At 64.8% G+C, this 19,966-nt stretch carries 23 protein-coding genes; 8 read left to right on the top strand and 15 right to left on the bottom strand.

All coding sequences use genetic code 11. The annotated features are described in order from the left end of the window. Nucleotide 1: 1 nt before the first annotated feature. The 3 genes from VE759_RS10370 to VE759_RS10360 form a co-directional block, all read right to left on the bottom strand. Nucleotides 2-694 (bottom strand): metal-dependent transcriptional regulator, encoded by a 693-nt coding sequence (locus VE759_RS10370; RefSeq protein ID WP_324931335.1) that lies wholly within the window; start codon nucleotides 692-694, stop codon nucleotides 2-4. 146 nt (nucleotides 695-840) lie between these two features. Then, entirely contained in the window at nucleotides 841-1,830 is a 990-nt protein-coding gene (locus VE759_RS10365) for a sigma-70 family RNA polymerase sigma factor (protein ID WP_324931332.1), read from the bottom strand. A gap of 115 nt (nucleotides 1,831-1,945) precedes the next feature. Beyond that, a complete protein-coding gene (locus VE759_RS10360) occupies nucleotides 1,946-2,365 on the bottom strand; it encodes a DUF3099 domain-containing protein (RefSeq protein WP_414687882.1) in 420 nt (139 codons plus the stop codon). Nucleotides 2,366-2,420: 55 nt separating this feature from the next. On the opposite strand from VE759_RS10360, the gene VE759_RS10355 reads away from it, so the two are divergent. After that, complete coding sequence (locus VE759_RS10355; protein ID WP_324931328.1) at nucleotides 2,421-2,660, top strand: DUF3039 domain-containing protein; 240 nt, start codon at nucleotides 2,421-2,423, stop codon at nucleotides 2,658-2,660. Here VE759_RS10355 and VE759_RS10350 read toward each other — a convergent pair. Continuing rightward, nucleotides 2,647-3,612 carry a YihY/virulence factor BrkB family protein gene (locus VE759_RS10350; protein ID WP_324931325.1) on the bottom strand — a complete coding sequence of 322 codons (966 nt, stop codon included), beginning with the start codon at nucleotides 3,610-3,612 and terminating at the stop codon, nucleotides 2,647-2,649. The two genes, VE759_RS10355 and VE759_RS10350, sit on opposite strands and share 14 nt — an antisense overlap. 79 nt (nucleotides 3,613-3,691) lie before the next feature. After that, nucleotides 3,692-3,889 carry a DUF7455 domain-containing protein gene (locus VE759_RS10345; protein WP_324931323.1) on the bottom strand — a complete coding sequence of 66 codons (198 nt, stop codon included), beginning with the start codon at nucleotides 3,887-3,889 and terminating at the stop codon, nucleotides 3,692-3,694. A 119-nt stretch (nucleotides 3,890-4,008) separates the two neighbouring features. Between VE759_RS10345 and VE759_RS10340 the strand changes: the two genes are divergently transcribed. Further along, nucleotides 4,009-4,440: a DUF952 domain-containing protein gene (locus VE759_RS10340; RefSeq protein ID WP_324931320.1), complete on the top strand. Its 432-nt coding sequence runs from the start codon at nucleotides 4,009-4,011 to the stop codon at nucleotides 4,438-4,440. Here VE759_RS10340 and VE759_RS10335 read toward each other — a convergent pair. Next, nucleotides 4,425-4,793 carry a RidA family protein gene (locus VE759_RS10335; protein WP_414687879.1) on the bottom strand — a complete coding sequence of 123 codons (369 nt, stop codon included), beginning with the start codon at nucleotides 4,791-4,793 and terminating at the stop codon, nucleotides 4,425-4,427. The two genes, VE759_RS10340 and VE759_RS10335, sit on opposite strands and share 16 nt — an antisense overlap. Nucleotides 4,794-5,451: 658 nt before the next feature. Here VE759_RS10335 and VE759_RS10330 point away from each other — a divergent pair. From VE759_RS10330 to VE759_RS10320, 3 genes are all read left to right on the top strand, one after another. Then, nucleotides 5,452-5,844, top strand: coding sequence for a nuclear transport factor 2 family protein (locus VE759_RS10330; protein WP_324931520.1), 393 nt, complete (start codon nucleotides 5,452-5,454; stop codon nucleotides 5,842-5,844). A gap of 330 nt (nucleotides 5,845-6,174) precedes the next feature. After that, the gene (locus VE759_RS10325) at nucleotides 6,175-6,408 is read left to right on the top strand and encodes an ANTAR domain-containing protein (RefSeq protein ID WP_324931317.1); all 234 of its coding nucleotides are present in this window, start codon (nucleotides 6,175-6,177) and stop codon (nucleotides 6,406-6,408) included. Between the two features lie 164 nt (nucleotides 6,409-6,572). Then, the gene (locus tag VE759_RS10320) at nucleotides 6,573-6,977 is read left to right on the top strand and encodes a copper resistance CopC family protein (RefSeq protein ID WP_324931314.1); all 405 of its coding nucleotides are present in this window, start codon (nucleotides 6,573-6,575) and stop codon (nucleotides 6,975-6,977) included. A gap of 256 nt (nucleotides 6,978-7,233) precedes the next feature. Here the strand turns inward: VE759_RS10320 and VE759_RS10315 are convergent, their stop codons facing one another. From VE759_RS10315 to ppgK, 4 genes are all read right to left on the bottom strand, one after another. Continuing rightward, on the bottom strand, nucleotides 7,234-7,716 hold the full coding sequence (locus tag VE759_RS10315) for a nuclear transport factor 2 family protein (RefSeq protein WP_324931310.1): 483 nt from the start codon (nucleotides 7,714-7,716) through the stop codon (nucleotides 7,234-7,236). A gap of 307 nt (nucleotides 7,717-8,023) precedes the next feature. Then, nucleotides 8,024-8,209, bottom strand: coding sequence for a hypothetical protein (locus tag VE759_RS10310; protein ID WP_324931307.1), 186 nt, complete (start codon nucleotides 8,207-8,209; stop codon nucleotides 8,024-8,026). 113 nt (nucleotides 8,210-8,322) lie between these two features. Continuing rightward, nucleotides 8,323-9,918: an RNA polymerase sigma factor gene (locus VE759_RS10305; protein ID WP_324931305.1), complete on the bottom strand. Its 1,596-nt coding sequence runs from the start codon at nucleotides 9,916-9,918 to the stop codon at nucleotides 8,323-8,325. A gap of 152 nt (nucleotides 9,919-10,070) precedes the next feature. Continuing rightward, entirely contained in the window at nucleotides 10,071-10,934 is an 864-nt protein-coding gene (ppgK, locus tag VE759_RS10300) for a polyphosphate--glucose phosphotransferase (RefSeq protein WP_324931302.1), read from the bottom strand. Between the two features lie 148 nt (nucleotides 10,935-11,082). Between ppgK and VE759_RS10295 the strand changes: the two genes are divergently transcribed. Beyond that, on the top strand, nucleotides 11,083-11,967 hold the full coding sequence (locus VE759_RS10295) for an inositol monophosphatase family protein (protein ID WP_324931300.1): 885 nt from the start codon (nucleotides 11,083-11,085) through the stop codon (nucleotides 11,965-11,967). A gap of 173 nt (nucleotides 11,968-12,140) precedes the next feature. Here VE759_RS10295 and VE759_RS10290 read toward each other — a convergent pair whose 3' ends face one another. Then, on the bottom strand, nucleotides 12,141-12,791 hold the full coding sequence (locus tag VE759_RS10290) for a PIG-L deacetylase family protein (RefSeq protein ID WP_324931298.1): 651 nt from the start codon (nucleotides 12,789-12,791) through the stop codon (nucleotides 12,141-12,143). 421 nt (nucleotides 12,792-13,212) lie between these two features. Between VE759_RS10290 and VE759_RS10285 the strand changes: the two genes are divergently transcribed. Together VE759_RS10285 and VE759_RS10280 are read left to right on the top strand one after the other, a co-directional pair. Further along, a complete protein-coding gene (locus VE759_RS10285; RefSeq protein ID WP_324931518.1) occupies nucleotides 13,213-13,887 on the top strand; it encodes a TetR/AcrR family transcriptional regulator in 675 nt (224 codons plus the stop codon). A gap of 114 nt (nucleotides 13,888-14,001) precedes the next feature. After that, nucleotides 14,002-14,661: a ScbR family autoregulator-binding transcription factor gene (locus VE759_RS10280; RefSeq protein ID WP_324931295.1), complete on the top strand. Its 660-nt coding sequence runs from the start codon at nucleotides 14,002-14,004 to the stop codon at nucleotides 14,659-14,661. 11 nt (nucleotides 14,662-14,672) lie between these two features. Here the strand turns inward: VE759_RS10280 and VE759_RS10275 are convergent, their stop codons facing one another. The 4 genes from VE759_RS10275 to VE759_RS10260 all read right to left on the bottom strand — a co-directional run bounded on the left by VE759_RS10275 (nucleotide 14,673) and on the right by VE759_RS10260 (nucleotide 19,947). Further along, complete coding sequence (locus VE759_RS10275) at nucleotides 14,673-15,035, bottom strand: PAS domain-containing protein (RefSeq protein WP_324931292.1); 363 nt, start codon at nucleotides 15,033-15,035, stop codon at nucleotides 14,673-14,675. A gap of 128 nt (nucleotides 15,036-15,163) precedes the next feature. Beyond that, nucleotides 15,164-17,041 (bottom strand): putative bifunctional diguanylate cyclase/phosphodiesterase, encoded by a 1,878-nt coding sequence (locus VE759_RS10270; protein WP_324931289.1) that lies wholly within the window; start codon nucleotides 17,039-17,041, stop codon nucleotides 15,164-15,166. Nucleotides 17,042-17,047: 6 nt separating this feature from the next. After that, nucleotides 17,048-19,198 carry an Rv1355c family protein gene (locus VE759_RS10265; RefSeq protein ID WP_324931287.1) on the bottom strand — a complete coding sequence of 717 codons (2,151 nt, stop codon included), beginning with the start codon at nucleotides 19,196-19,198 and terminating at the stop codon, nucleotides 17,048-17,050. Then, nucleotides 19,195-19,947, bottom strand: a complete 753-nt coding sequence (locus VE759_RS10260; RefSeq protein ID WP_324931285.1) for a hypothetical protein — start codon at nucleotides 19,945-19,947, stop codon at nucleotides 19,195-19,197. The genes VE759_RS10265 and VE759_RS10260 overlap by 4 nt, the downstream gene beginning before the upstream one ends. Nucleotides 19,948-19,966 lie beyond the last annotated feature (19 nt).

Raw genomic sequence — 19,966 nt, 5'->3', positions numbered from 1 at the left:
CCTACACCTTCTCGACCTTGACCGCGTGCGCCATGTGGTGCGGCAGGTGCACCTGCTCGTGGCCGGGGATCACGATCGCGACGCCACCGTCGGGATGCGCCTCGACCGTCACCCGGGCGTTGGGCACGACGCCGGCATCCTTGAGCCGTGCGATCAGGTCGACGTCGCCCTGGACGTGTTCGGTGAGCTGGCGCACCACCACGGCGACCGGGAAACCCGACGGCAGCTCGGTGAGCCGGACCAGGTTCGCGTCGGCGGACCCGGCGGTCGAATCGACCCCAAGTTCGGCCAATCCGGGAATCGGGTTGCCGAATGGGGACACGGTCGGGTTGTCGAGCACCTGCACCAGCCGTCGTTCCACATCTTCACTCATCACGTGCTCCCAGCGGCACGCCTCGGCGTGCACGTCCTCCCACGGCAACCCGATGACGTCGACCAGCAACCGCTCGGCGAGCCGGTGCTTGCGCATGACGGAAACGGCCAGCGCACGGCCCTTCTCGGTGAGTTCCAGATGACGATCGCCGGCCACGTGCAACAGCCCGTCGCGTTCCATCCTCGACACGGTCTGGCTGACGGTAGGGCCGCTCTGCTCGAGCCGCTCGGCGATGCGCGCGCGCAGCGGCACCACGCCCTCCTCTTCGAGGTCGTAGATCGTGCGCAGATACATCTCGGTGGTATCGACAAGATCGTTCATTAGGGGACCCTTCGTCGGCACCCGAGTCTACCCGGCCTAGCTGCTGTAACGGCGCTTTAGCAGCGAGGCCCAGACGGCCGTGTGCCCGCCGGTGAAACGGCGGGCACACGGGTGAGGGAGCTAAAACGAAGCCGGCGTCGCCGGGCTCAGCTGGCGTAGGAACGCAGCCGATCGGCGCGATCGCCGTTGCGCAGCTTGGCCATGACTTCGCGCTCGATCTGGCGGACCCGCTCGCGCGAGAGTCCGAACAGTTTGCCGATCTGGTCCAGGGTGCGGGGCTGGCCGTCGTCAAGACCGAAGCGCAGCCGGATTACCTGCTGCTCGCGCTCGTCGAGCGTGGCCAGCACGTGCCGGATGTCGGTGTGCAGCAGCTCGGAGATCACCGCGTTCTCCGCCGACATCGCCTCGGCGTCCTCGATGAAGTCGCCGAGCGGCGCCTCCTCGTCGCTGCCGACCGGCATGTCCAGGCTGACCGGATCGCGGCTGTGCTCGAGCAGATCGGTGATCTTGTCCACCGGGATGCCGGACTCGGCTGCCAACTCCTCGTCGGTAGCCTCCCGGCCGAGGTTCTGGTGCAACTCCCGCTTGATCCGGGCGAGCTTGTTCACCTGCTCGACGAGGTGGACTGGCAGCCGGATGGTGCGGCTCTGATCGGCCATACCGCGGGTAATCGCCTGACGGATCCACCAGGTGGCATACGTCGAGAACTTGAATCCCTTGGAGTAGTCGAACTTTTCCATGGCCCGGATCAGGCCCAGGTTGCCCTCCTGGATCAGGTCCAGCAGCGGCATGCCCCGGCCGGTGTAGCGCTTCGCCAACGACACCACCAACCGCAGGTTGGCTTCCAGCAGATGGCTGCGCGCGGCCTGTCCGTCGCGCACGACCATCGCCAGGTCACGCTTGCGATTCTCGCCAAGCCGCTTGCGGGTCTCCAATAGGTGCTCCGCGTAAAGGCCGGTTTCGATCCGCTTGGCGAGTTCCACCTCATCGGCGGCGTTGAGCAACGCGGTCTTGCCGATGCCGTTCAAATACACCCGCACCAAGTCGGCAGCTGGACTCTGGGCGTCCAGATCGGTGTCAATCCGGTTGGTGGTGGCATTTGCCATTACGGCCTCCTGATCGCGTCGAACTGTCACATTTTCCAACGCTCAAACTGCGCAGAGAGTTCCCGCTCACTGTCGCGAGTAACCCATCTGAGCTGCAGATATGCCGCGATGACCTGAGAATGTCCTGAGAATAGGGTCAGATGCCCTAATCTTGGCCCCGCTCAGCATGATTCGCGGGCGGTGGTTGCGGTGCGTCGCTGTTGCCGGGGCGCAGCGCCGGGCGGTTCGCCGTCGGGAACAACGGCGTGCGGCGCCGCCCGGGATATCTGTGCGTTTCTTCGGCCCGCCGGGGCGGCCGGTCGTTGGCGATCAGCACGGCCATCCACGGCAGCGGCACCGACACCAAGATGATCAGCAAAGACACGAGCCCGTTCTGCCAGATGCCGTACGCGACCGCGGCGAAAATCAGCGCCGGGATTCGAAACGCCATCAATGTCAGGTATTTTCGCACCCGCTGTCGGTGCTCCACCTCGTACGGGGGTGCGGCGCCGGTGATCAAGATAGGCCGGCCGTCATCGTCGAAACTCAGCTCGGGGCCGTGTTTCATATCTCCACTGTTCCACACTCGATCGGCGCCCGTTGAGCGGATCGGCGATGGCTTGTTCGGGCACAATGTGCTCATGCAGACGGAAACGATCGAACGCACCGAAACCGAGGAACGCGTCGACGATGGGACCGGTAGTGACGTCCCGAAATACTTCCACTACGTCAAGAAGGACAAGATCGCCGAGAGCGCGGTGATTGGCACCCACGTGGTCGCGCTGTGCGGCGAGGTATTTCCGGTGACGCGGTCTGCGAAGCCCGGCTCGCCGGTGTGCCCGGACTGCAAGCGCATCTACGACACGCTCAAGAAGAGCTGACCGGCGCGGGCTTATCGTCGGTGGCCTCGCTGCCGCTGAGCTCCTCGGTGCGCATCCTCAGCCACCACCGGAAACGACGAGCGTGTGTTTCCGGAGCCGGCCATTGCTCCTGAATCGCATTGTTGAGCTCGGCGCCAATGCACACCGCAAATCCCATGAAGAAAGCGAAAAGCAAAAACGCAATCGGCGTTGCCAGCGCGCCGTAGGTGTAGCCCGTGCTGGTGATCCACCGAAGGTAGAAACGCAGTCCGAAGCTCGCGATCAGGAAGACGACGGTTGCCAGGACCGCGCCGAGCACCAGCCGGTGCGACGGCAGTGGCTTGGGCAGCGAGACCCGATACAGCGCGGTGACGATGAGCACCAGGCCGACACCGAGCATCGGCCAATAGCCGTACTGCAAGACGTTGTCCCAGCTGGCTGGAATCCATGTGGAGATCTTCGGCGGGCCCAATGCCAGGAGCGGCAGCACCACCACGGCGATCACCAGCATCACCACGTAGAGACCCAGCGCGAAGAACCGCTGTCGCACGGGATGGCGCAACGGCGTCTGGTCATGGGCCGCCACGACCGAGTCGACGAACGCCGAGATCGCCGAGGAACCCGCCCACAGCGAGATCACGAACCCCAGTGACACCACTTCGCCGCGGGCGCCCTGGACGATATCGGTGATCGTCGGCGCGATGATCTCGTTGACCACGCTGGCCGAGAAGAAGCTGTTGGCCGCGCTGATCAGGCGTTCCTCGATGGTGGCCAGCGTGTTCGGCCCGAACAGCGGCGCGATGTACGCCAGGCTTCCCAATAGTCCAAGCAACAGTGGAGGCAGGGATAGTGCCTGCCAGAACGCCGCCTGCGCCGACTCCGAGAAGATGGAGTCATCCCACGCCTTCGACAGGGTGCGCACCACGACGCGCCACATCGGATGCGTCGAACGTGTTGACGGCTGGCCACTCATGACCAGTCCAGGATTCCTGACTCGAGGTGTTGGTGCCGCCGAATAGCCGGCTGCGTCGGGCCGCTTCGGGACCCGCGGACTACGCCTCCGGCGCGGCTTCGCTGACTTCTAGCACCGCGGCCAGCTCCAGCAGCCTCGCCTCGTGCTCATTCGCGTGATGCTGGCAGAACAACAGTTCCCCGCCCGACGGAAGCTTTGCGCGCACTCTTGCCGCGGCACCGCAACGATCGCAGCGGTCGGCCCTCGTCAGTACCGAACCGGTCAGCGTTGCGTTCATGGTCCCTCCGTCGTTCTTCTTGTACCCACTTTGACAGACACATTCACGCCCAGCTTTGTTCCACGGCCGTATACCGGTGTGTTATCTCTCACGTTCGCGCCGCGAAGGAGGTCAGACGCATGTCACATCGGGTGCTGCTGCACATCTGCACCGCCGAAGATTGGGCCGCCGCCCGCCGGCTGGGCGAACACCGGCCGCACTCGTTGGGCGATGCCGGGTTTGTGCATCTGTCCACCCCGCAGCAGGTGCATCTGCCCGCCAATCGGCTCTACCGCGGGCGCGGTGACCTGCTGCTTCTGCACGTTGACCCCAAGCTGCTAGATGCACCGCTGCGCTGGGAACCCGGGGATGCAACCGAGCAGGGGTCGTGCGTGTCGCCGGGTCGCTTCGTTCCTGCCCTCCGGATGCTGTTTCCTGGTCGCTTCGCTCCTGCCCTCCGGATGCTGTTCCCGCACCTGTACGGTCCGCTGCCGGTCGCCGCGGTGATCGCCGTCACCGAATACCCGCCCGGCCCTGACGGTGCTTTTGCGCCGTTTCAGCCGGCCGTGTAGGCCTCCGCCTCCACCTCGACCAACAGCTCAGGCGAGATCAGCGCCGACACCTCGATCATCGTCGCGGCCGGCCGGATGTCGCCGAACACCTCGGCGTGCACGGCCGCCACCTCCCGCCACCGAGCGATGTCGGTGACATACATTCGGGTGCGCACCACATCGGCAAGCCCTGCACCCACCTCGCGAAGCGCAATCTCGATGCGGCGCAAGGCTTCTCGGGTCTGCACGGCGATGCTCTCACCCTGGGCGGTGGTTCCGGCGACAACGACGTGCGGGCCGACGCGCACAGCGCGCGAATAACCCACTGCCGACTCGTACGACGAGCCCGACGAGACGTTGATCCGGTCGGCCACCAGTACAAACTAGTCGGCGGCGCGAGATCCCGGAGCGAGGTCGACTCCCTACACCGAGCCGCCGCGGCAATCCTGTTCGGGCCGACTGCGTGTTTTGTGTGAGTCGTGACCGGGCACCCAAACCAAGAGGCCCGGGGGGCCGATTTGAAGACAAGGAGTCGCGGGAGGTACTAGGGATGAAGATGAAGAAACTGGTCGCCGAAGCCACCGTCGTCGGCACGCTCGGTCTCTCGGCTCTTGGCCTGGGCGCGGGTGTGGCGAACGCATACACGCCAGCGCCCGGCAACATACCGTCAGTGCAGTGGCAACAAGACCATGGCGGGTGGTGTTTGTGGTGGTGGTGTTGGGGCGGCCACGGACACGGGCATGACTAACTATTGAAATCCGGCTTCTGCGTCGGCCCGTCATCCTGCTTGGGTGGCGGGCCGATAGCTTTTCCCGTAGACAGCATTCGCCCGGGGGGCTTGAAGCTGGCAAAGTCGTCGACCTACTCCATTCCTGTCAATCAGCCGTGAATCGCGGCGCCAAGGCTTACCTTGGGCACGGCGGCGAAGGGTCTGAGTGATCCGACAGTTCACCTAGCGCGACTCCCTGGGGGACCGCCCCGACCCGTCTCGTGGCCGAACCATTCGGATGGCGCAACGAAGGGAATTGGCAAATGTCAGAGCAAGAACAGAACATCGAGCAGGTCAAGAGAGGTTACGAAGCCTTCTCCGCCGGTGACGTCGAAACGCTGATGAGCCTGCTCGACGACAACATCGAGTGGGTCCAGCCGGGCGACAGCGCGGTCAGCGGTACCTATCACGGCAAGGGGGAAGTCGGCCAGTTGTTCAGCCGGTTGGCCGAGAAGTCGCCGACGATTACGCCCGGCCGCTTCTTCGCGGAGGGCGACACGGTCATCGTGCTCAGCGAAACGACCGCCGGCGGCGAAAAAGCCGCAGCCGCGCAGGTATTCACCATTCGCGACGGCAAGACGGTACGCGTGCAGACGTACACAGACACCGCGGTGATGGAGCGCGTGTTCGGCAAGAAGCAGGTCGCGACAGGGTAGTAGCTCTGCCCAGGACTGGCTGTCCGCCGAGACAGGGACTCTCCTCGCAATAGGGACGGCCCGTCATCCTGCTTGGCTGACGGGCCGATTCCCGTGCCCGGTGCGTTGACGGAGTTGCTTTCTATGCGGCCGGCGCACCACCCGGCGCTGCGACGATCGGCGACATCACGTACGGGCCGACTCTCGCGAAGAGTGCAGTCTCCTCGACTGCCCGGCCCGTATTCGTTAGAGCCACCCTTGAATGGGGGGTCGAAGCTGCACATGCAGGCGCATAATTGAGTATCGCGCCTGATTCGAAATGACGCGCGGACTCGACGGTCGGGAGCGCGAGTGACAGACGACACCAATCCGGAACTGCTCTGGCCCGAAGACCTGATCGAGCAAGCCACGAGCATCCTCATGAACCGCTTCGACCTCGACGCTGTGCGCGCCTTGGAAGTGCTTCGCAGAATGTCACGGAACACCAGGACCCAGATGTGCGTGGTCGCGGAGCAGGTAATCAACCACCACGTGCCAATGGAAGCGATGCGCGGCTTTGAAGAAGATGTGCTTGGTTCCGGCTGACAGACCGTAGCTCACCCAGCGGACCCCGGCATCGCACCGGAACAGTTGCATGGGTTTCGTCGCCCCGCAACATGGAAATCGACAACGGGCACGGTGGAGTGAAACGCCTGCAAGTACGAGAATGAATTGGTTCAGCCGGTCGAGGGGAAGGACGTCTGTCCGTGATGCCATTCTCTAGGGCCGCCAATGCCAGGCTGTCGGCCCGCCTGGGAACACTGGCAGTATTGCTGGCCGCAATGACCTTCGTCGACCCGGCCAGTGCGTCGGCGCACGCTTGGGTTACCGCCACGGATCCGCCGCGAAACGCGACCATTTCCAAGGCTCCATCTCAAGTGACGACAACGTTCAGCGAGGCGGTAACGTCGCCGCAGGTAAACGTTGTCGGTCCCGACCATAAGGAGTGGTCAACCGGCGCCGCCACGAGTGCCGGCGCGGACATCAGCGTCGGCATGCGGCCTTCGCCGTCGCCGGGAATCTACACAGTCAACTACAAGGTCACCTCGGGCGACGGTCACGTCATCAACGGGTCCTGGACGTTCACGTTGCTCCCATCTGCCCCGAAGAGTTGAGCGGCCGCCGGGCGGCCGGCCGCTTGGGAACCAACCTCCCCCTGCACGGGCGCGGGGGCTTTTACCGGCCACCACCGGCGACGTCAACATGGCCGTGGGCTGTGGCGACCGGTGCACTCTCAGTCCAGGTAGTCGCGCAGTAGCACCATGTGAACGGTGTGGTCTAGCTGCGAAGACAATGGTCGCGCGCGAGCAGTGTACCCCTAAATATGTTGGATTGAGAATCGCGGTCAGCGCCCAGCTTCGTACGTAACGGTCACCCGAAAAGTTCGGTGTGCGATCCCGGCGGTACGTAGTCGTGGACCGTGACTTCGTCGTCCGCGCGGCGCCAAATCTCATAGCCGTTCTCGCGGCATATCTTGCCGTCGCGCATCTCGAAGGCGTGCAGAAGCCTCATGCTGACCCGCGTCCCGGGTCGGAAAGGACAGTTCTCGAAGCCGTTGTTGGTCAGCGTGAAATCGATGATGCTGTCGTCGAACACCCATTCTTCGGTGGCGAACCGATACAGCTGGGTGATCTTGTGGATCTTCATGGACTGAAAGACCTTCAGATAGGCCTCGCGCACATCCGCCTTGTTGGTGTAGACGACACCACGGGCCGGCGCTTCCCACACGATATCGTCGGTGTAGCCGGCGATCACTCGATCGATGCCGTCTGGATTCTCGTTGTAGAAGTGATCACCCACTACGGTGAGGTTCCGCGCGATGATTTCGTCGCGGGTGATGGGTGTAGAAGTCATGCGGAGCCTCCGCCGTTTCCGTCTGCCATGAACTGCTAAGGAACCGCACGCTACGCCCATAGTGTGCGCATCGCGATTAGTTTGCCAAGTCGGGCGTCAATCGAGGTCGCGCACTAGCAGTGTGCTACCCGAGCGCTCTACCTGCGTAAATGCAGCAAACGGCGTAGCGGTGTGCGCAAAATACCTGCACTGTGAATCCGGTATTCTGTTTGCTGCTCCCGACGGCCGTTTTATAACTCACGCATCGTATTTCCTTGCGGCACTTGAGAGTTGGGTTCCAAAGAGCAGTCCGGTTTGACGGCGGACCTTAAGGCACGGCGTACTCGCGCGCGGCACGCTCCAGCTTCTTGATCAGTCGGCGCTGATTGACTTGAAAGGCTTTCGCTATCCCCGGCTCGATCTTTCCGAGCAGGGAGGAAAACGACGCGGCCACCACCCAGCGCAGTCTGCACCGCTCAGATGTCAATGGCGTGATGTCGTAGACCTCGCTCAACGCGCTCAGCCGCGGGTGCGCGCGTGCACATACCCAATACCGCAACGAAATACCGTGTGCGCACGCGAGTGACCCAGCATTACCTCAGGTGAGAGGGCGTTTATCGCCACGTCTCAGTCGAGATAATCGCGCAGCACCTGAGAACGGCTCGGGTGGCGCAGCTTGGACATGGTCTTCGACTCGATCTGGCGGATGCGCTCACGCGTGACGCCGTACACCTGGCCGATCTCGTCGAGAGTGCGCGGCTGTCCGTCGGTGAGCCCGAACCGCAGCCGCACCACGCCTGCCTCACGTTCGGACAACGTCTCCAGCACCGACTGCAGCTGATCCTGCAGCAGCGTGAACGACACCGCGTCCACCGCGACGACCGCCTCGGAATCCTCGATGAAGTCGCCGAGCTGGGAATCACCCTCGTCGCCGATGGTCTGGTCCAGCGATATCGGCTCACGCGCGTACTGCTGGATCTCCAGCACCTTTTCCGGGGTGATGTCCATTTCCTTGGCCAGCTCCTCGGGCGTGGGCTCGCGGCCCAGGTCCTGCAGCAGCTCGCGCTGGATGCGGCCCAGTTTGTTGATCACCTCGACCATGTGCACCGGTATGCGGATGGTGCGGGCCTGGTCGGCCATCGCGCGGGTGATCGCCTGGCGGATCCACCAGGTGGCGTAGGTGGAGAACTTGTAACCCTTGGTGTAGTCGAACTTTTCGACCGCTCGGATCAGGCCGAGATTGCCTTCCTGGATGAGGTCGAGAAACGCCATGCCCCGGCCGGTGTAGCGCTTGGCCAACGACACCACCAGACGCAGATTCGCCTCCAGCAAGTGATTCTTGGCGCGGTCGCCGTCGCGGCAGATCCACATCATGTCGCGGCGGTGAGCTGCGGGCAGTTTCTCGCCGCGCTCAGCCAGTTCGGCCAGCAGCTGGGTGGCATACAGCCCTGCCTCGATGCGCTTGGCCAGCTCGACCTCTTCCTCGGCGTTGAGCAGCGCGACCTTGCCGATCTGCTTGAGGTACGCGCGCACCGAGTCGGCCGACGCGGTCAGCTCGGCGTCCTTGCGGGCCTGCCGCAGCGCCTCGGATTCCTCTTCGTCCCAAACGAAGTCGCCTGAGGCCTTGTCCTTCTCGGACGGCTCGGCAATTTCATCGTCGTCGCCGACCGGCAGTTCTTCGGCGGCCCCGGCGACCGCTTCGGGCTCCGGTTCGGCGTCCGCGACGGTGTCCTCGTCCTCGACGACGGCTTCCAGGTCCTCCAGTTCCAGGTCGGCCTCTGCTACCACGAGGTCGTCGCCGGGTTCGACGTCTTCGAGGTCCTCGACCTCAAGCTCGCCTTCGGTCATCTCGGGCTCGGCGGCGGCAGCGCTGTCGGCGGGTTCAGCGGGCGCGGTGGCCGTGTTGGTATGCCCGCGGGACGGCGGCGCGGCCTGCTCAGCGGTCTTGGAGCGCGAGCCCCGCGCCGACCGGCTGCCGGCCTTGGTGGTGGTCGCGGCGGTGGACTTCGCTTTGGCGGTGGCGCCGCGCTTGGCCTTGGCCTTGGAGCCGGGCTTTACGTCCTCGACGGCCGCCTTGCTCGTCGCACGCGTGCTCTTGGCCGCCCGCTTGGTCGCGGCCGAGCCGTTTGCGCTCTTTGCCGTCGATGAGCGTTTCGCGGGGGTCTTGGTAGCGGTGCGCTTCGCCGGCGCGTCGGTCGCCGGGCTTGCCTTCGTCGCTGCCACGTACACCCTTTCGGTCTGCTGCGTCCCACCGGACGGGAGCATGCCCATCCGACGGGTCGGCTGTCTCGAATTTCGGCGGTGATTCCTGCTATGGATACTCGCCGCTATCCGGTTCTGCGGCCGCCTTGTGACATTGTAACGACAGTGTGCGCTCAAACCTTGCTGAGCGGGTTGATTCCGCGCGTGGGATCGGTTTGGGCGGCGATCGCGGCGCCGACGATCCCGGCGGTGTTCTGCAACGCGGCGGCCACGATCGGGGTGCGGATCTTCAGCAGCGGCAGCCACTTGTCGGCCTTGCGGCTGATTCCGCCGCCCGCGATGAACAGGTCGGGGCACATCGCATTTTCGATCGCGATGAGCACCTTGGTGACCTCGTGGGACCACTGCTTATAGCTCCAGTGGTGCTTTTCCTTCACCGATGACGCGGCAAGATGCTCGGCCTCCTTGCCGCCCACGTCGATGTGACCGAACTCGGTGTTGGGCAGCAGCACACCGTTGTGAATCACCGCCGAGCCGATGCCGGTGCCGAAGGTCAGCAGAATGATGACACCGGTCTTGTCCTTGCCCGCCCCGAATTTGACCTCGGCCAGGCCGGCGGCGTCTGCGTCGTTGAGGACCGTGACCTGTTGCCCGCCCAGCTCCTTGCTGATCACGTCGCGAGCGTTGGTTCCGATCCACGACTTGTCGACGTTGGCCGCGGTGCGGGCGATGCCGTCGGCGATCACACCCGGGTAGGTCACTCCGAGTGGGCCCGTCCATTCGAAATGGTGGACGACGTCGGCAATGGTCTTGGCGACGGCCTTGGGTGTGGCCGGTTGTGGCGTGGGGATCTTGAAGCGGTCGCCGATCAGATGCCCGGTGTCGAGGTCGACGATGCCGCCCTTGACGCCGCTCCCGCCGACGTCGACGCCGAACCCGCGGCGATGCGATCCGGCCTCGGCGGGCCTCTCGACGGACGTCTCGGTGGTGGCGGAGTCGGTGGCGGGGTCAGTGGTTGCGGAGTCGGTGGCGGCCATCGGCGCTCCTCTGCTGGAGGCGGGCAAATCTGACGCGAACCACACACTAGTGCTTCAGCGAAAAATTAGCGTGGCCGCTGCGTGACCGGTTCGCGGGTCTTGACTGAGCGCTTGCCAAGGGCCGGCGGATTTGTGCTGCGATGGAGTCGTGACCGAGATTCGCAGCGATCCCGCCGAGCTTCGCGCGGTGGCCGAGCAGCTGGCGAGCGAAGCCGCGGCGTTCGTTCGCCGGCGCCGGAAGGAGGTGTTCGGTGCCGACGGCCGGCGAGGCGGTGCAAGCGATGCAGTGCATGCCAAGAGCACACCCACCGACCCCGTTACGGTCGTCGACACCGAAACCGAGCGGCTGCTGCGCGACCGGTTGGCGCAGGTGCGGCCGGGAGAGCCGGTCCTGGGCGAAGAGGGTGGCGGCCGGGCGGGCGAGCGAGGTGGATCGATCACCTGGGTGCTCGATCCGGTCGACGGCACGGTCAACTTCGTCTACGGCCTGCCCGCCTATGCGGTGTCGGTGGCCGCGCAACAGAGCGGCGCGTCGCTGGCCGGCGCGGTGGCCGACGTGGTCGGCGAACGACTCTATTCGGCCGGGATTGGGCTGGGGGCGCATGTGGTGGGCGCCGCCGGAGAACGTTGGCCGTTGCGGTGCAACGACATTGACGATCTTTCCATGGCACTACTGGGCACCGGATTCGGCTATTCGCCGGACCGGCGGCGCCAACAGGCCGCATTGCTGGCCGAGCTGCTGCCGGTCGTGCGTGATGTGCGGCGGATCGGTTCGGCCGCATTGGATTTGTGCTTTGTCGCCGAGGGCAAGCTGGACGCGCATTACGAGCATGGCCTCAACGCGTGGGACTGGGCGGCGGGCGCGTTGATCGCGGCCGAGGCCGGCGCGTGGGTGCGGCTGCCTCCCGCTCGGGCGACGATGGACAGCCCCGGTCTGGTGCTGGCCGCGGCCCCTGGGATCGCCTCCGAACTGCTCGAGGTGCTGGAGCGCCTCGGCGCGGCCGACACCCTGCCCGACCGCCGCGTTGAATGACGCCGTGCCTTACTGGGCTCACCGGGCCTGACCGCGTGGCCTGACCCGGCCTAGCCTGAGCTGACCAAGCGCCACCTGACCTGACAATAGCCTGACCTAGCCTGACGCGCCGAATCTGCCGTCCGGACAAGGCATTGCGGCGCCGCGCTAGGCTGCGCCGAGGTCGACCCGCGCTAGGCTGCGCCGATGTCGACGATGTCGGTGTCGACGAGAAAACCCTCCGCATACTGGGTCTGGCACTGCGCACCACGCAGCCGCATCAAAGCGGTGAATGCCTCACCGTCAAACCGGTCGGGGCCCGGCTTCGACGGGTAGCACTCGTCGAACACCTCGGCCTTGCGTATCGCCGTCTCGACAGGCAGTGGCCGATAGATGGTGGTGTGGGGCAGATCCGACTCCCACTCGAGGATCTCGTAGCCGAGGATGAGGTGGTCGCAAAACTCGGCACGAAGTATCTCGGCGACGACCCGGCGGTCCTGCTGGCTGTCGTCGCACTGCGGTCCGATCATCAGATCGGGTTCGCAACCGCGCCGGAATGCGGCAAGCCGGCGCGTTAGCGCTTCTGGGTATCGGGCAAGTTGGCCATCGGGCAAGTTGGCAACTGTCAGGCGCACCTCGGCGTCGCCGCACAGCGCCGCGAATGCGTTCCTCTCCTCGACCTCGGACGCGGTGCCACCACCGGTCAGTACCAGGGCATGCACGACGATGTCCGGGCGGTGTCGGGTGATCTCCAGCAGCGTTCCGCCGACGCCGATGGCAATATCGGCGCAGTGGGCCCCGATCACCGCCACACTGCTCACCTGATGGGTCGACAGTCCGATCACAACACCACCTTTCAGGCGCCGGGCGCCCACGAGCAACGGGGCCCAAGCCGCATACCAAGAGCCCGTGTCACAGCCACCCTAGATACCAATAGAATGGTTCGCAGCGCAAAACAGACTTTTAGTATCTGACCGGCGCGCAGTCCTGGGCCCTCTGTGCGGGTGCGCCAGCTAGACCCCGGACAACGACTGCTCCAGGCGACGAACAGCTGTGAACGCGCGGCGCTCGCCGTTGCGATCAAGATTGCGGCAAGCGATTCCGGTGCGGTAGCGGTAGCCGATCGATCGTCCCGCAATCACCCACCGGACGGGAATTTTTTGCCGGCTTCCCGGCTACGAGCAGTTCAGATGGCAGAATCAGGCATTGAATGCCGGGGTAGCCCTCACCCTTGAAGTGCAACCGCCCAGATTGCGAGATCTGCCGCTGAGCGATCTAACCGATAGACGAGCCGACGCCACCCGCCAACAGATCCTGCGGGCGGCGGCGCATCAGTTCGCCCGAAAGCCATACAGCCAGGTCAACCTCGACGACATCCTCGCCGAGGCCCAGGTCACCAAGGGCGCGATGTACTTCCATTTCCGGTCCAAACACGCGCTGGCGTTGGCCATCATCGACGAGCAGACCAACATGGGATACACCGCAGTGAACGAGCTGCTCACCCGCAAACTCTCTGGCCTGGAAACCCTGATCGACATCTCCTACCTCCTTGCGGCGCAGGATCTCAATGAGGACGTCGCTCGCGCCGGGCTGCACCTGGTCGAGTCGATCGGCAGAACCGACGGGCTACAGGTCAATCTGCTGGGCGAGTGGATCAAGAATTTGGCCGTCGTCGTCCGGCGGGCGATGGTCGAGGGTGACATCGCCGAACAACGCGATGCCGATGACGTGAGCCGACTGTTGGTGTCTGTGTACATGGGAACCCGCCAAACCAGCAACCTTGACGACCCGGAACAATTCCTGACCCACCTCGAAACGGCATGGGCCATGATTTTGCCCGGCTTCGCCAATCCGGACCGCATCGGATACCTCACCCAGTTCATCAGGCGACGCACGGCACGAGCGATAAGCAATGCGTCGCCGCGGCCGGCACCGTCGTGACGGTCGGGCCGGCCCGAGATTAAACGCCGCTGTTAATATTCACTCGGTCGGGGCTAAGATCGCCGGCGGTTGAGGTGTGCGCGCACGTCGCCGGAACCGGGGAGGTGCAAACCGATGGGGCGACAGGCCCGTGCCGAGGCCACCCGGCGCAAAATCATCAACGCCGCGGTGGGTCTCTTCGACGAGTTGGGTTATCCGGCAACCGGTTTAGGCGAGATCATCGAGCGCGCGGAATTGACGAAGGGTGCGCTTTACTATCACTTCGACTCCAAGGAGTCGTTGGCCGCCGCGATCGTCGACGAGGGCAGCGCAAAGCTGCTCGACACCTTCCTTAATGTTTGCCAGTCGTCATCCCCAGCGCTTGAAAGCCTGATTCACGGCACGCTGCTGTCCGCCGGTCTGATCGGAGAGGACAAGGCCGTGCGCACCGGCGGTCAGCTCACCCGGGCATTGGGCCAGTTCAACGAGGCCGTGGTCCGCGGCTATGGCGGCTGGTACGCGGCCGTGCTCCGGCAGGTCAGGCAGGCCCAGGCCGAGGGTGACCTGCGGGACGATCTCGATCCCGACACCATCGCGGAGACCGTTCAAGCCGCAATGGGCGGTGCCGAGATGATGTCGAATGCGTCGTCGGGCGGCCGCGACCTCGTCGCGCGGCTGATCCGCATCTGGGGAATTCTGCTACCGGCGATTGTGTCCGGCGAATCGCTTCCCTATTTCCGCGAATTCCTATCTCGCGCGTCGCTGCGCCATCAGCCCCCGTTATCGATTGAATGAGGTGCGCGCGGCTACCGTTCCTCGACCCACAGCTTTTCGGTGAGATCTTGGAACGTAGCCAACGCGACCGGATCATCGCCGCGCATCAGCGCCGACTTGCTCATCTTTGCCCGCACCACCGAGCCGTCCACATGGAGCAACTCGACGACAAGATCCGCGTGCGCGCGGACGAGGTCGACCGGCGATCGGTCGACGGGCATGGTGTGGAAGATCTGGTGAAACTTCAACGACCGCACCGTGTCGGTGGCGTAGCCCAGCATCTCGGCGAACGCGCTGTTTGCGAACAAGATGCTGCCGTCCGGACCGATCGCAAGGACCGGGACCGGAAATCGTTCGAGCACCACAAGGGCGGGTAGCTGTTCAAGGGTGGCCATCGGTGATTGGTCGGGCTGGCCATTTCGTCGCCGTTCCACATCCCGATTATGGCGGGTCGAATCCGCATTTGCCCCAAAACCTGTCACAGTTTGCTGCCAAAGAGCTGGTCTGGCCGTGCCCACCGGTATTAGCCGCCGGCACTGACCGGCTTTAGCGAAGCCGAAAATCTCACGGGTATACGGCCTTTGGCCAGCAGCGATTCCATCGCATCGTTGCCCAGCGGCCGGGAAAGCAGAAAGCCCTGCGCGCGATGACAGCCGTGGTGCAGCAGCGTCGTCGCCGCGGCCTCGGTCTCGACTCCCTCGGCGACCAACTCGAGGCCGAACGCCTCCGCCAGCGCGATGATCGCGCGGACGATCGCGAGATCTCCGGCGTTGGTTCCCAGTTCGCACACGAAACCCTTGTCGATCTTGAGCGTGTCAACCGGCAGCGACTTCAGATGCGACAGCACGCTGTAGCCGGTGCCGAAGTCGTCAATGGCGATCCGGACGCCCACCTCCTTGAGCCCCGCGAGCGTCGTGCGCGTGATCTCGATGTCCTGCACCACGACGTTTTCGGTGATCTCCAGGCACACCGAACTGCCGTCGAGGCCGAACTCGTCGATGATGTCGGCGACCGAGGCGACGAAACCCTCGGCGACCAGTTGCACGGGTGACACGTTGACACGCAGCACCGCGCCCTGGCCGATGCCCCGCGATCGCCATTTGCTGAACTGCGCGCAAGCCGCACGCATCACCCACCGGCCCAATTCGCCGGCGAAATTTATCGATTCGGCCACGCCGATGAACGAATCCGGTGCCAGCAGACCGCGGGTCGGATGCTGCCACCGCACCAACGCCTCGGTGGCAAGAATCTCACCGCTGCGCATGTCGACTTCGGGCAGGTATTGCAGCACCAGCGCGTCGCTTTCGATGACTCCCTGAAGATGCAGCTCGATGTCGTTGCGGAACGCGCTCTTCAGCGACATGTCCTCGGAGAACACCGCGATCTGATTGCCGCCCGCGCTCTTGGCCGAAAGCACGGCCTGATCGGCCCGCCGCAGCAGGTCGGAGGTGTTGTCCCGGCCGGGAACAGCCAGCGCGACCCCAATGCTGACCGAGCGAGTGAGAATCTCGCCGCCGATCGTCACCCGCTCGCGCAGCCGCGATCGAATGCGTTGCGCCAGTTGTTCGGCGTCCTCGGCACCCATCGGCGCCCGGGGGACGATCACGAACTCGTCGCCGCCGAGGCGGGCGATGAAGCTGGGACCCTCGGTGCCCTCGCGAAGTCGTTCGGCGAAGACGCGGATGAACCAATCGCCTGCGGTGTGGCCCAGGTAATCGTTGATCGTCTTGAGCCTGTCCAGGTCCAGGAACAACGCGGAGACCGGTCCCGGCGCTCCGGCGACGAGTCGGTCGCAGAGATGGGCAAGCAAGGCCCGGCGATTGTGCAGGCCGGTCAGGTCATCGTGTTCGGCCAGGTATCGAAGCTGGTCTTCGGCGACAGTGCGGGCCTGAACCTGGGTGAAAAGCGACGCGATTGCCATCAGCGCGTTGAGCTCTTCCGGTGTCCACTCCCTGTCACCGAACTTGATGAATCCCAGGACGCCGGTGGTGATCTGGCCGGACACCATCGGCACGCATGCCATCGAGGTCGCCGGAATATTGCGGCCCTGCTGGATCGTGCGCTGATAGTCATCGGTGGCCGGTTCGGGACGGAACACAAGGGGTTCCTTGGCGTGCTCGCAGAGCGCGAAGACCGGATCTGCGTCGTCGAAATAGACGACCGCTAGCGGATCCGGATCGGGAATGTCGGGTCGAGGCGGCCACTCGGCGATTAACTTCGTCGCGCGGATCTGGTGATCGTTGTGGCGCAGGAAGCTGACGTCGACGTTGAACGCCGCGACGAGGTCGGCCAGCACGCGTTGACTGACTTCGGCGGCCGTCGCGGAGTTGACCGCCATCAGCCGGGTGGCGACCGACGTGACCACCAGATCGAGGCTGCTTTGGCTGCTGTGCTCCGACATCAGCTGTTAGCGTAGCGGCAAACGCAGCCGGTCACGGGTTCGGCGGCTGCGCACCGACGGCTTCGGTGCATCGGAGAACCGCAGCACCAGTACCTGCGACTGATCGGGTCCGGTGTCGAACAATTCGCGAAATTCCGAACGCAGCCGACGCAGCGACGGGGCAAAGGTCTCCGACAGCTCGGCCAAGTCGGCGTCGTCGTGGGCATACAAGAACACCGGCGACACCGGCTGAACCGCGAGGCCTCGCTGCTGTGCGCAGATCCAAACCGCCTCGACCGCCGATCCCCCCCGTGCGTAGTCGGTCAGCGAATCGCCGGCCACCGACAACACCCCCACCGCGCCACTTGCCGACACCCGGTCGCGAGTGTCGCCGCCGAGGGCCGCGCCGGCATCCCAGTCTGCGAGGTGAGCCATCACGTCGCCGCGCCGCACGATGTCCAGCGCCAGCAATTCACCGGCATCGAGCTCGAGGCTGTACACGTCAATACCCGAATCCGGCGATTCGTCTCCGGGCCAACGCAATTCGGACATCATTTGCGCGTGCAGCGTCGGCGTCAGATAGCGAATGCGGTCGGCGGCCGCCAGAATCGTCGCCGCCTTTTCGATCGCCTCCCGGTCGCTGAGCAAGACCAGCCGTGCGCCCTCGCGGCCCGCGGTCGCGGTGAGCGGGCCGACGATGGCGTCGTCGATCGGCGCGGGCACACCCTTGTGGCGGTTTGTTTCCCGCAGCATCATCGGCTTGTACAGCTCGGCGAGATGGGCATCGTCGCCATGACCCAGCCGCAAGATCGCCTGCAGCCGGTCCTCACCCTCGTGACCTTCGCGGACGTCCACCCGCCCGAGCACTCCACGAGCGGCCGCGGCCACCCGGGCGTTGAACACCGCGGCGCCGATCGCGACCGCGCTACCGCGAAACCCGACGTCCATCGTGGACGTGTGTTCGGGGGCGAGCCGGATGATCACCGAGTCCTCGCCGGCTTCGATCCGCCATGGCTGTGCGTTTCCTCCGGACGGAGCACGGATCGCCGCGGCGGCGACCACGGCGAACACGTCTCCGGTCGGGTCCGGCGCGGCCGGATCCGCCGAAGCGTCGCCGGCGCTGGGCGTCCGCGCGGACGCCTTGGGTTCCTGCAGATCTTCGAGCGCCTTAACGATGTCCAAGCGGACTCTGCCCGACGAAAGTGGTTGCCGCAGCCCGATTCTGCGGACTGCCTCGGCAATCGCGGTTCCCCCCAGCACGACGTCGCCCGCTAACTGCGGCCAGGTGGTCAGGGTCGTGCCGACCTCGATCAGCGACGCCGCGCCTCGCGACGACAACGCCGGACCCTCCAGGATGCGCAGCATGTGCGGAACCTTGTCGCGCGTTGACAACGCGGCAAGCGCGGCGACGTCGACGTCGCCCAGCAGGCCGTGGAAAAGGGGCCGCGTCGGTTCGACGTCGAAGCGCTCGACGTCGACGAGGCCGCGGTCGCTGGTGGCCATCAGTACCGGCCGGCCTCGCTCGCGCGCGGCCAGGCGGATGAGCACCTTCATGTCGAGCGAATCGCATTCTTCGACGACGATGTCGAGACCGTCGAGAAATTCGTCGATCGAGTCGGCCGTAACACCGGACGCGAAGATGCGCACCGGCAGATAGGGATCGAACTCGGCGATTCTGCGGGCGGCGACCGCGGCCTTGTTCATCCCGAGGTCGAACACCGTCGCGGGCACCCGATTGAGGTTCGACAACTCGAGATAGTCGAAGTCGGCGAGCCGCAATTCGCCGCACAATCCTTCCGCCGCCAGGGTATACGCGATCGCGTGGCCGGCGCCCAACCCGACCACACCGATCCGCAGCGCGCACAGCCGGCGTTGTTCATCCGCGGTGATCATGTTCCGGTTGCGGTCCAGCCGCACCGCGCGGAACGCACGCGGACCCAGCACCCTGACCACCGCTCGCCGCCACGGGTAGTAGGCCCAGCGCATGGGTTCAGTGATCAGTTCTGGTTCGGGCGCAGGCAGAAGCCGACGGACCTCGGCGGCCTGTTCCGTCCCGCGATCGATGAACTCGATTCCGGCGTCGGCCCGCAATCTCGTCAGTACGCCGTAGTCGTCGGGGTTCTCGGCGTCGAGAATCCGTGCGCGGTGCGAGTCCGGATCAGCTATATCCGGGCTCACAGCCTGCTCTCGCGCTGTGCGCCGACCGCAATGAGTCCTGGTGAGCGCTCTGCCAATGCCATCATTTCGAAGAAAATCTTCGACACCTGTTCCGGCTCTGCATGGTTGGCAAAGGTCCGCCGATCCCACCACATCATCTTGGTTTGGTATCGCTCGTCGGGATAAGGTGTCGCGGGCACTCCCGGCGCCACCACCCCGCCGGACGACCGCCACCGATCCAGCACGTGCTTGCCTGCGGTGGCGAGCACGAACTGGGAATCCAACAGATTCATCGTCGGAAATGGTGTGCGCGCGAGCGTTTTGGTGAGTGACCGATATCGGCCGGGATCGTCGGTGACCCACGCCGTCTTCATCTCGACGACGCCGAACGGCAGTCGATCGGTGATCATCTTTCGCGCCGCATGTAGGCCCGGCTGACCCGCCCATTCCACCGCGGCATGTGAATCGTCGGCGGATCGCAGCGGACCCTTCGCCCGGACGCCGCCGACAACCCGACCGTCGGTGTCAACCGCGGCGAAAAACAGGATCGTTTCCTCGCCGTCTTGTATCTGGTCGAGTTCGAGTGCGCGCTCCACGCCGTGCTTGTGATAGCTGCGCGATGCCCCGTCGAGATATTCGGCCCACAGGTCTGGGTCGACGGTCGGCTGGGTGACGTAGACGGTGCACTCGGTGTCGGAATCCCAGAATCCAATGCGCCGGGCGAGGTGCAATTCATTCGGGGCTGGGACGGCTAGGCGAAGAACAGTCATGTTCGTCCTATCAATCGGG

Origin of the sequence: Mycobacterium sp., assembly GCF_035640695.1 — a bacterium.
Taxonomy (GTDB): domain Bacteria; phylum Actinomycetota; class Actinomycetes; order Mycobacteriales; family Mycobacteriaceae; genus Mycobacterium.
The sequence above is the reverse complement of the archived record's forward strand: the minus strand, read 5'-3'. Positions and strand labels throughout refer to the sequence as shown.

Bases quoted from the DNA above. Each gene is read 5' to 3' on its own strand.
- VE759_RS10370 (WP_324931335.1), bottom strand. From the start codon at position 694: ATGAACGATCTTGTCGATACCACCGAGATGTATCTGCGCACGATCTAC.
- VE759_RS10355 (WP_324931328.1), top strand. From the start codon at position 2,421: ATGCAGACGGAAACGATCGAACGCACCGAAACCGAGGAACGCGTCGAC.
- VE759_RS10350 (WP_324931325.1), bottom strand. From the start codon at position 3,612: ATGAGTGGCCAGCCGTCAACACGTTCGACGCATCCGATGTGGCGCGTC.
- VE759_RS10345 (WP_324931323.1), bottom strand. From the start codon at position 3,889: ATGAACGCAACGCTGACCGGTTCGGTACTGACGAGGGCCGACCGCTGC.
- VE759_RS10340 (WP_324931320.1), top strand. From the start codon at position 4,009: ATGTCACATCGGGTGCTGCTGCACATCTGCACCGCCGAAGATTGGGCC.
- VE759_RS10330 (WP_324931520.1), top strand. From the start codon at position 5,452: ATGTCAGAGCAAGAACAGAACATCGAGCAGGTCAAGAGAGGTTACGAA.
- VE759_RS10320 (WP_324931314.1), top strand. From the start codon at position 6,573: ATGCCATTCTCTAGGGCCGCCAATGCCAGGCTGTCGGCCCGCCTGGGA.
- VE759_RS10315 (WP_324931310.1), bottom strand. From the start codon at position 7,716: ATGACTTCTACACCCATCACCCGCGACGAAATCATCGCGCGGAACCTC.
- ppgK (WP_324931302.1), bottom strand. From the start codon at position 10,934: ATGGCCGCCACCGACTCCGCAACCACTGACCCCGCCACCGACTCCGCC.
- VE759_RS10280 (WP_324931295.1), top strand. From the start codon at position 14,002: ATGGGGCGACAGGCCCGTGCCGAGGCCACCCGGCGCAAAATCATCAAC.
- VE759_RS10275 (WP_324931292.1), bottom strand. From the start codon at position 15,035: ATGGCCACCCTTGAACAGCTACCCGCCCTTGTGGTGCTCGAACGATTT.
- VE759_RS10270 (WP_324931289.1), bottom strand. From the start codon at position 17,041: ATGTCGGAGCACAGCAGCCAAAGCAGCCTCGATCTGGTGGTCACGTCG.
- VE759_RS10260 (WP_324931285.1), bottom strand. From the start codon at position 19,947: ATGACTGTTCTTCGCCTAGCCGTCCCAGCCCCGAATGAATTGCACCTC.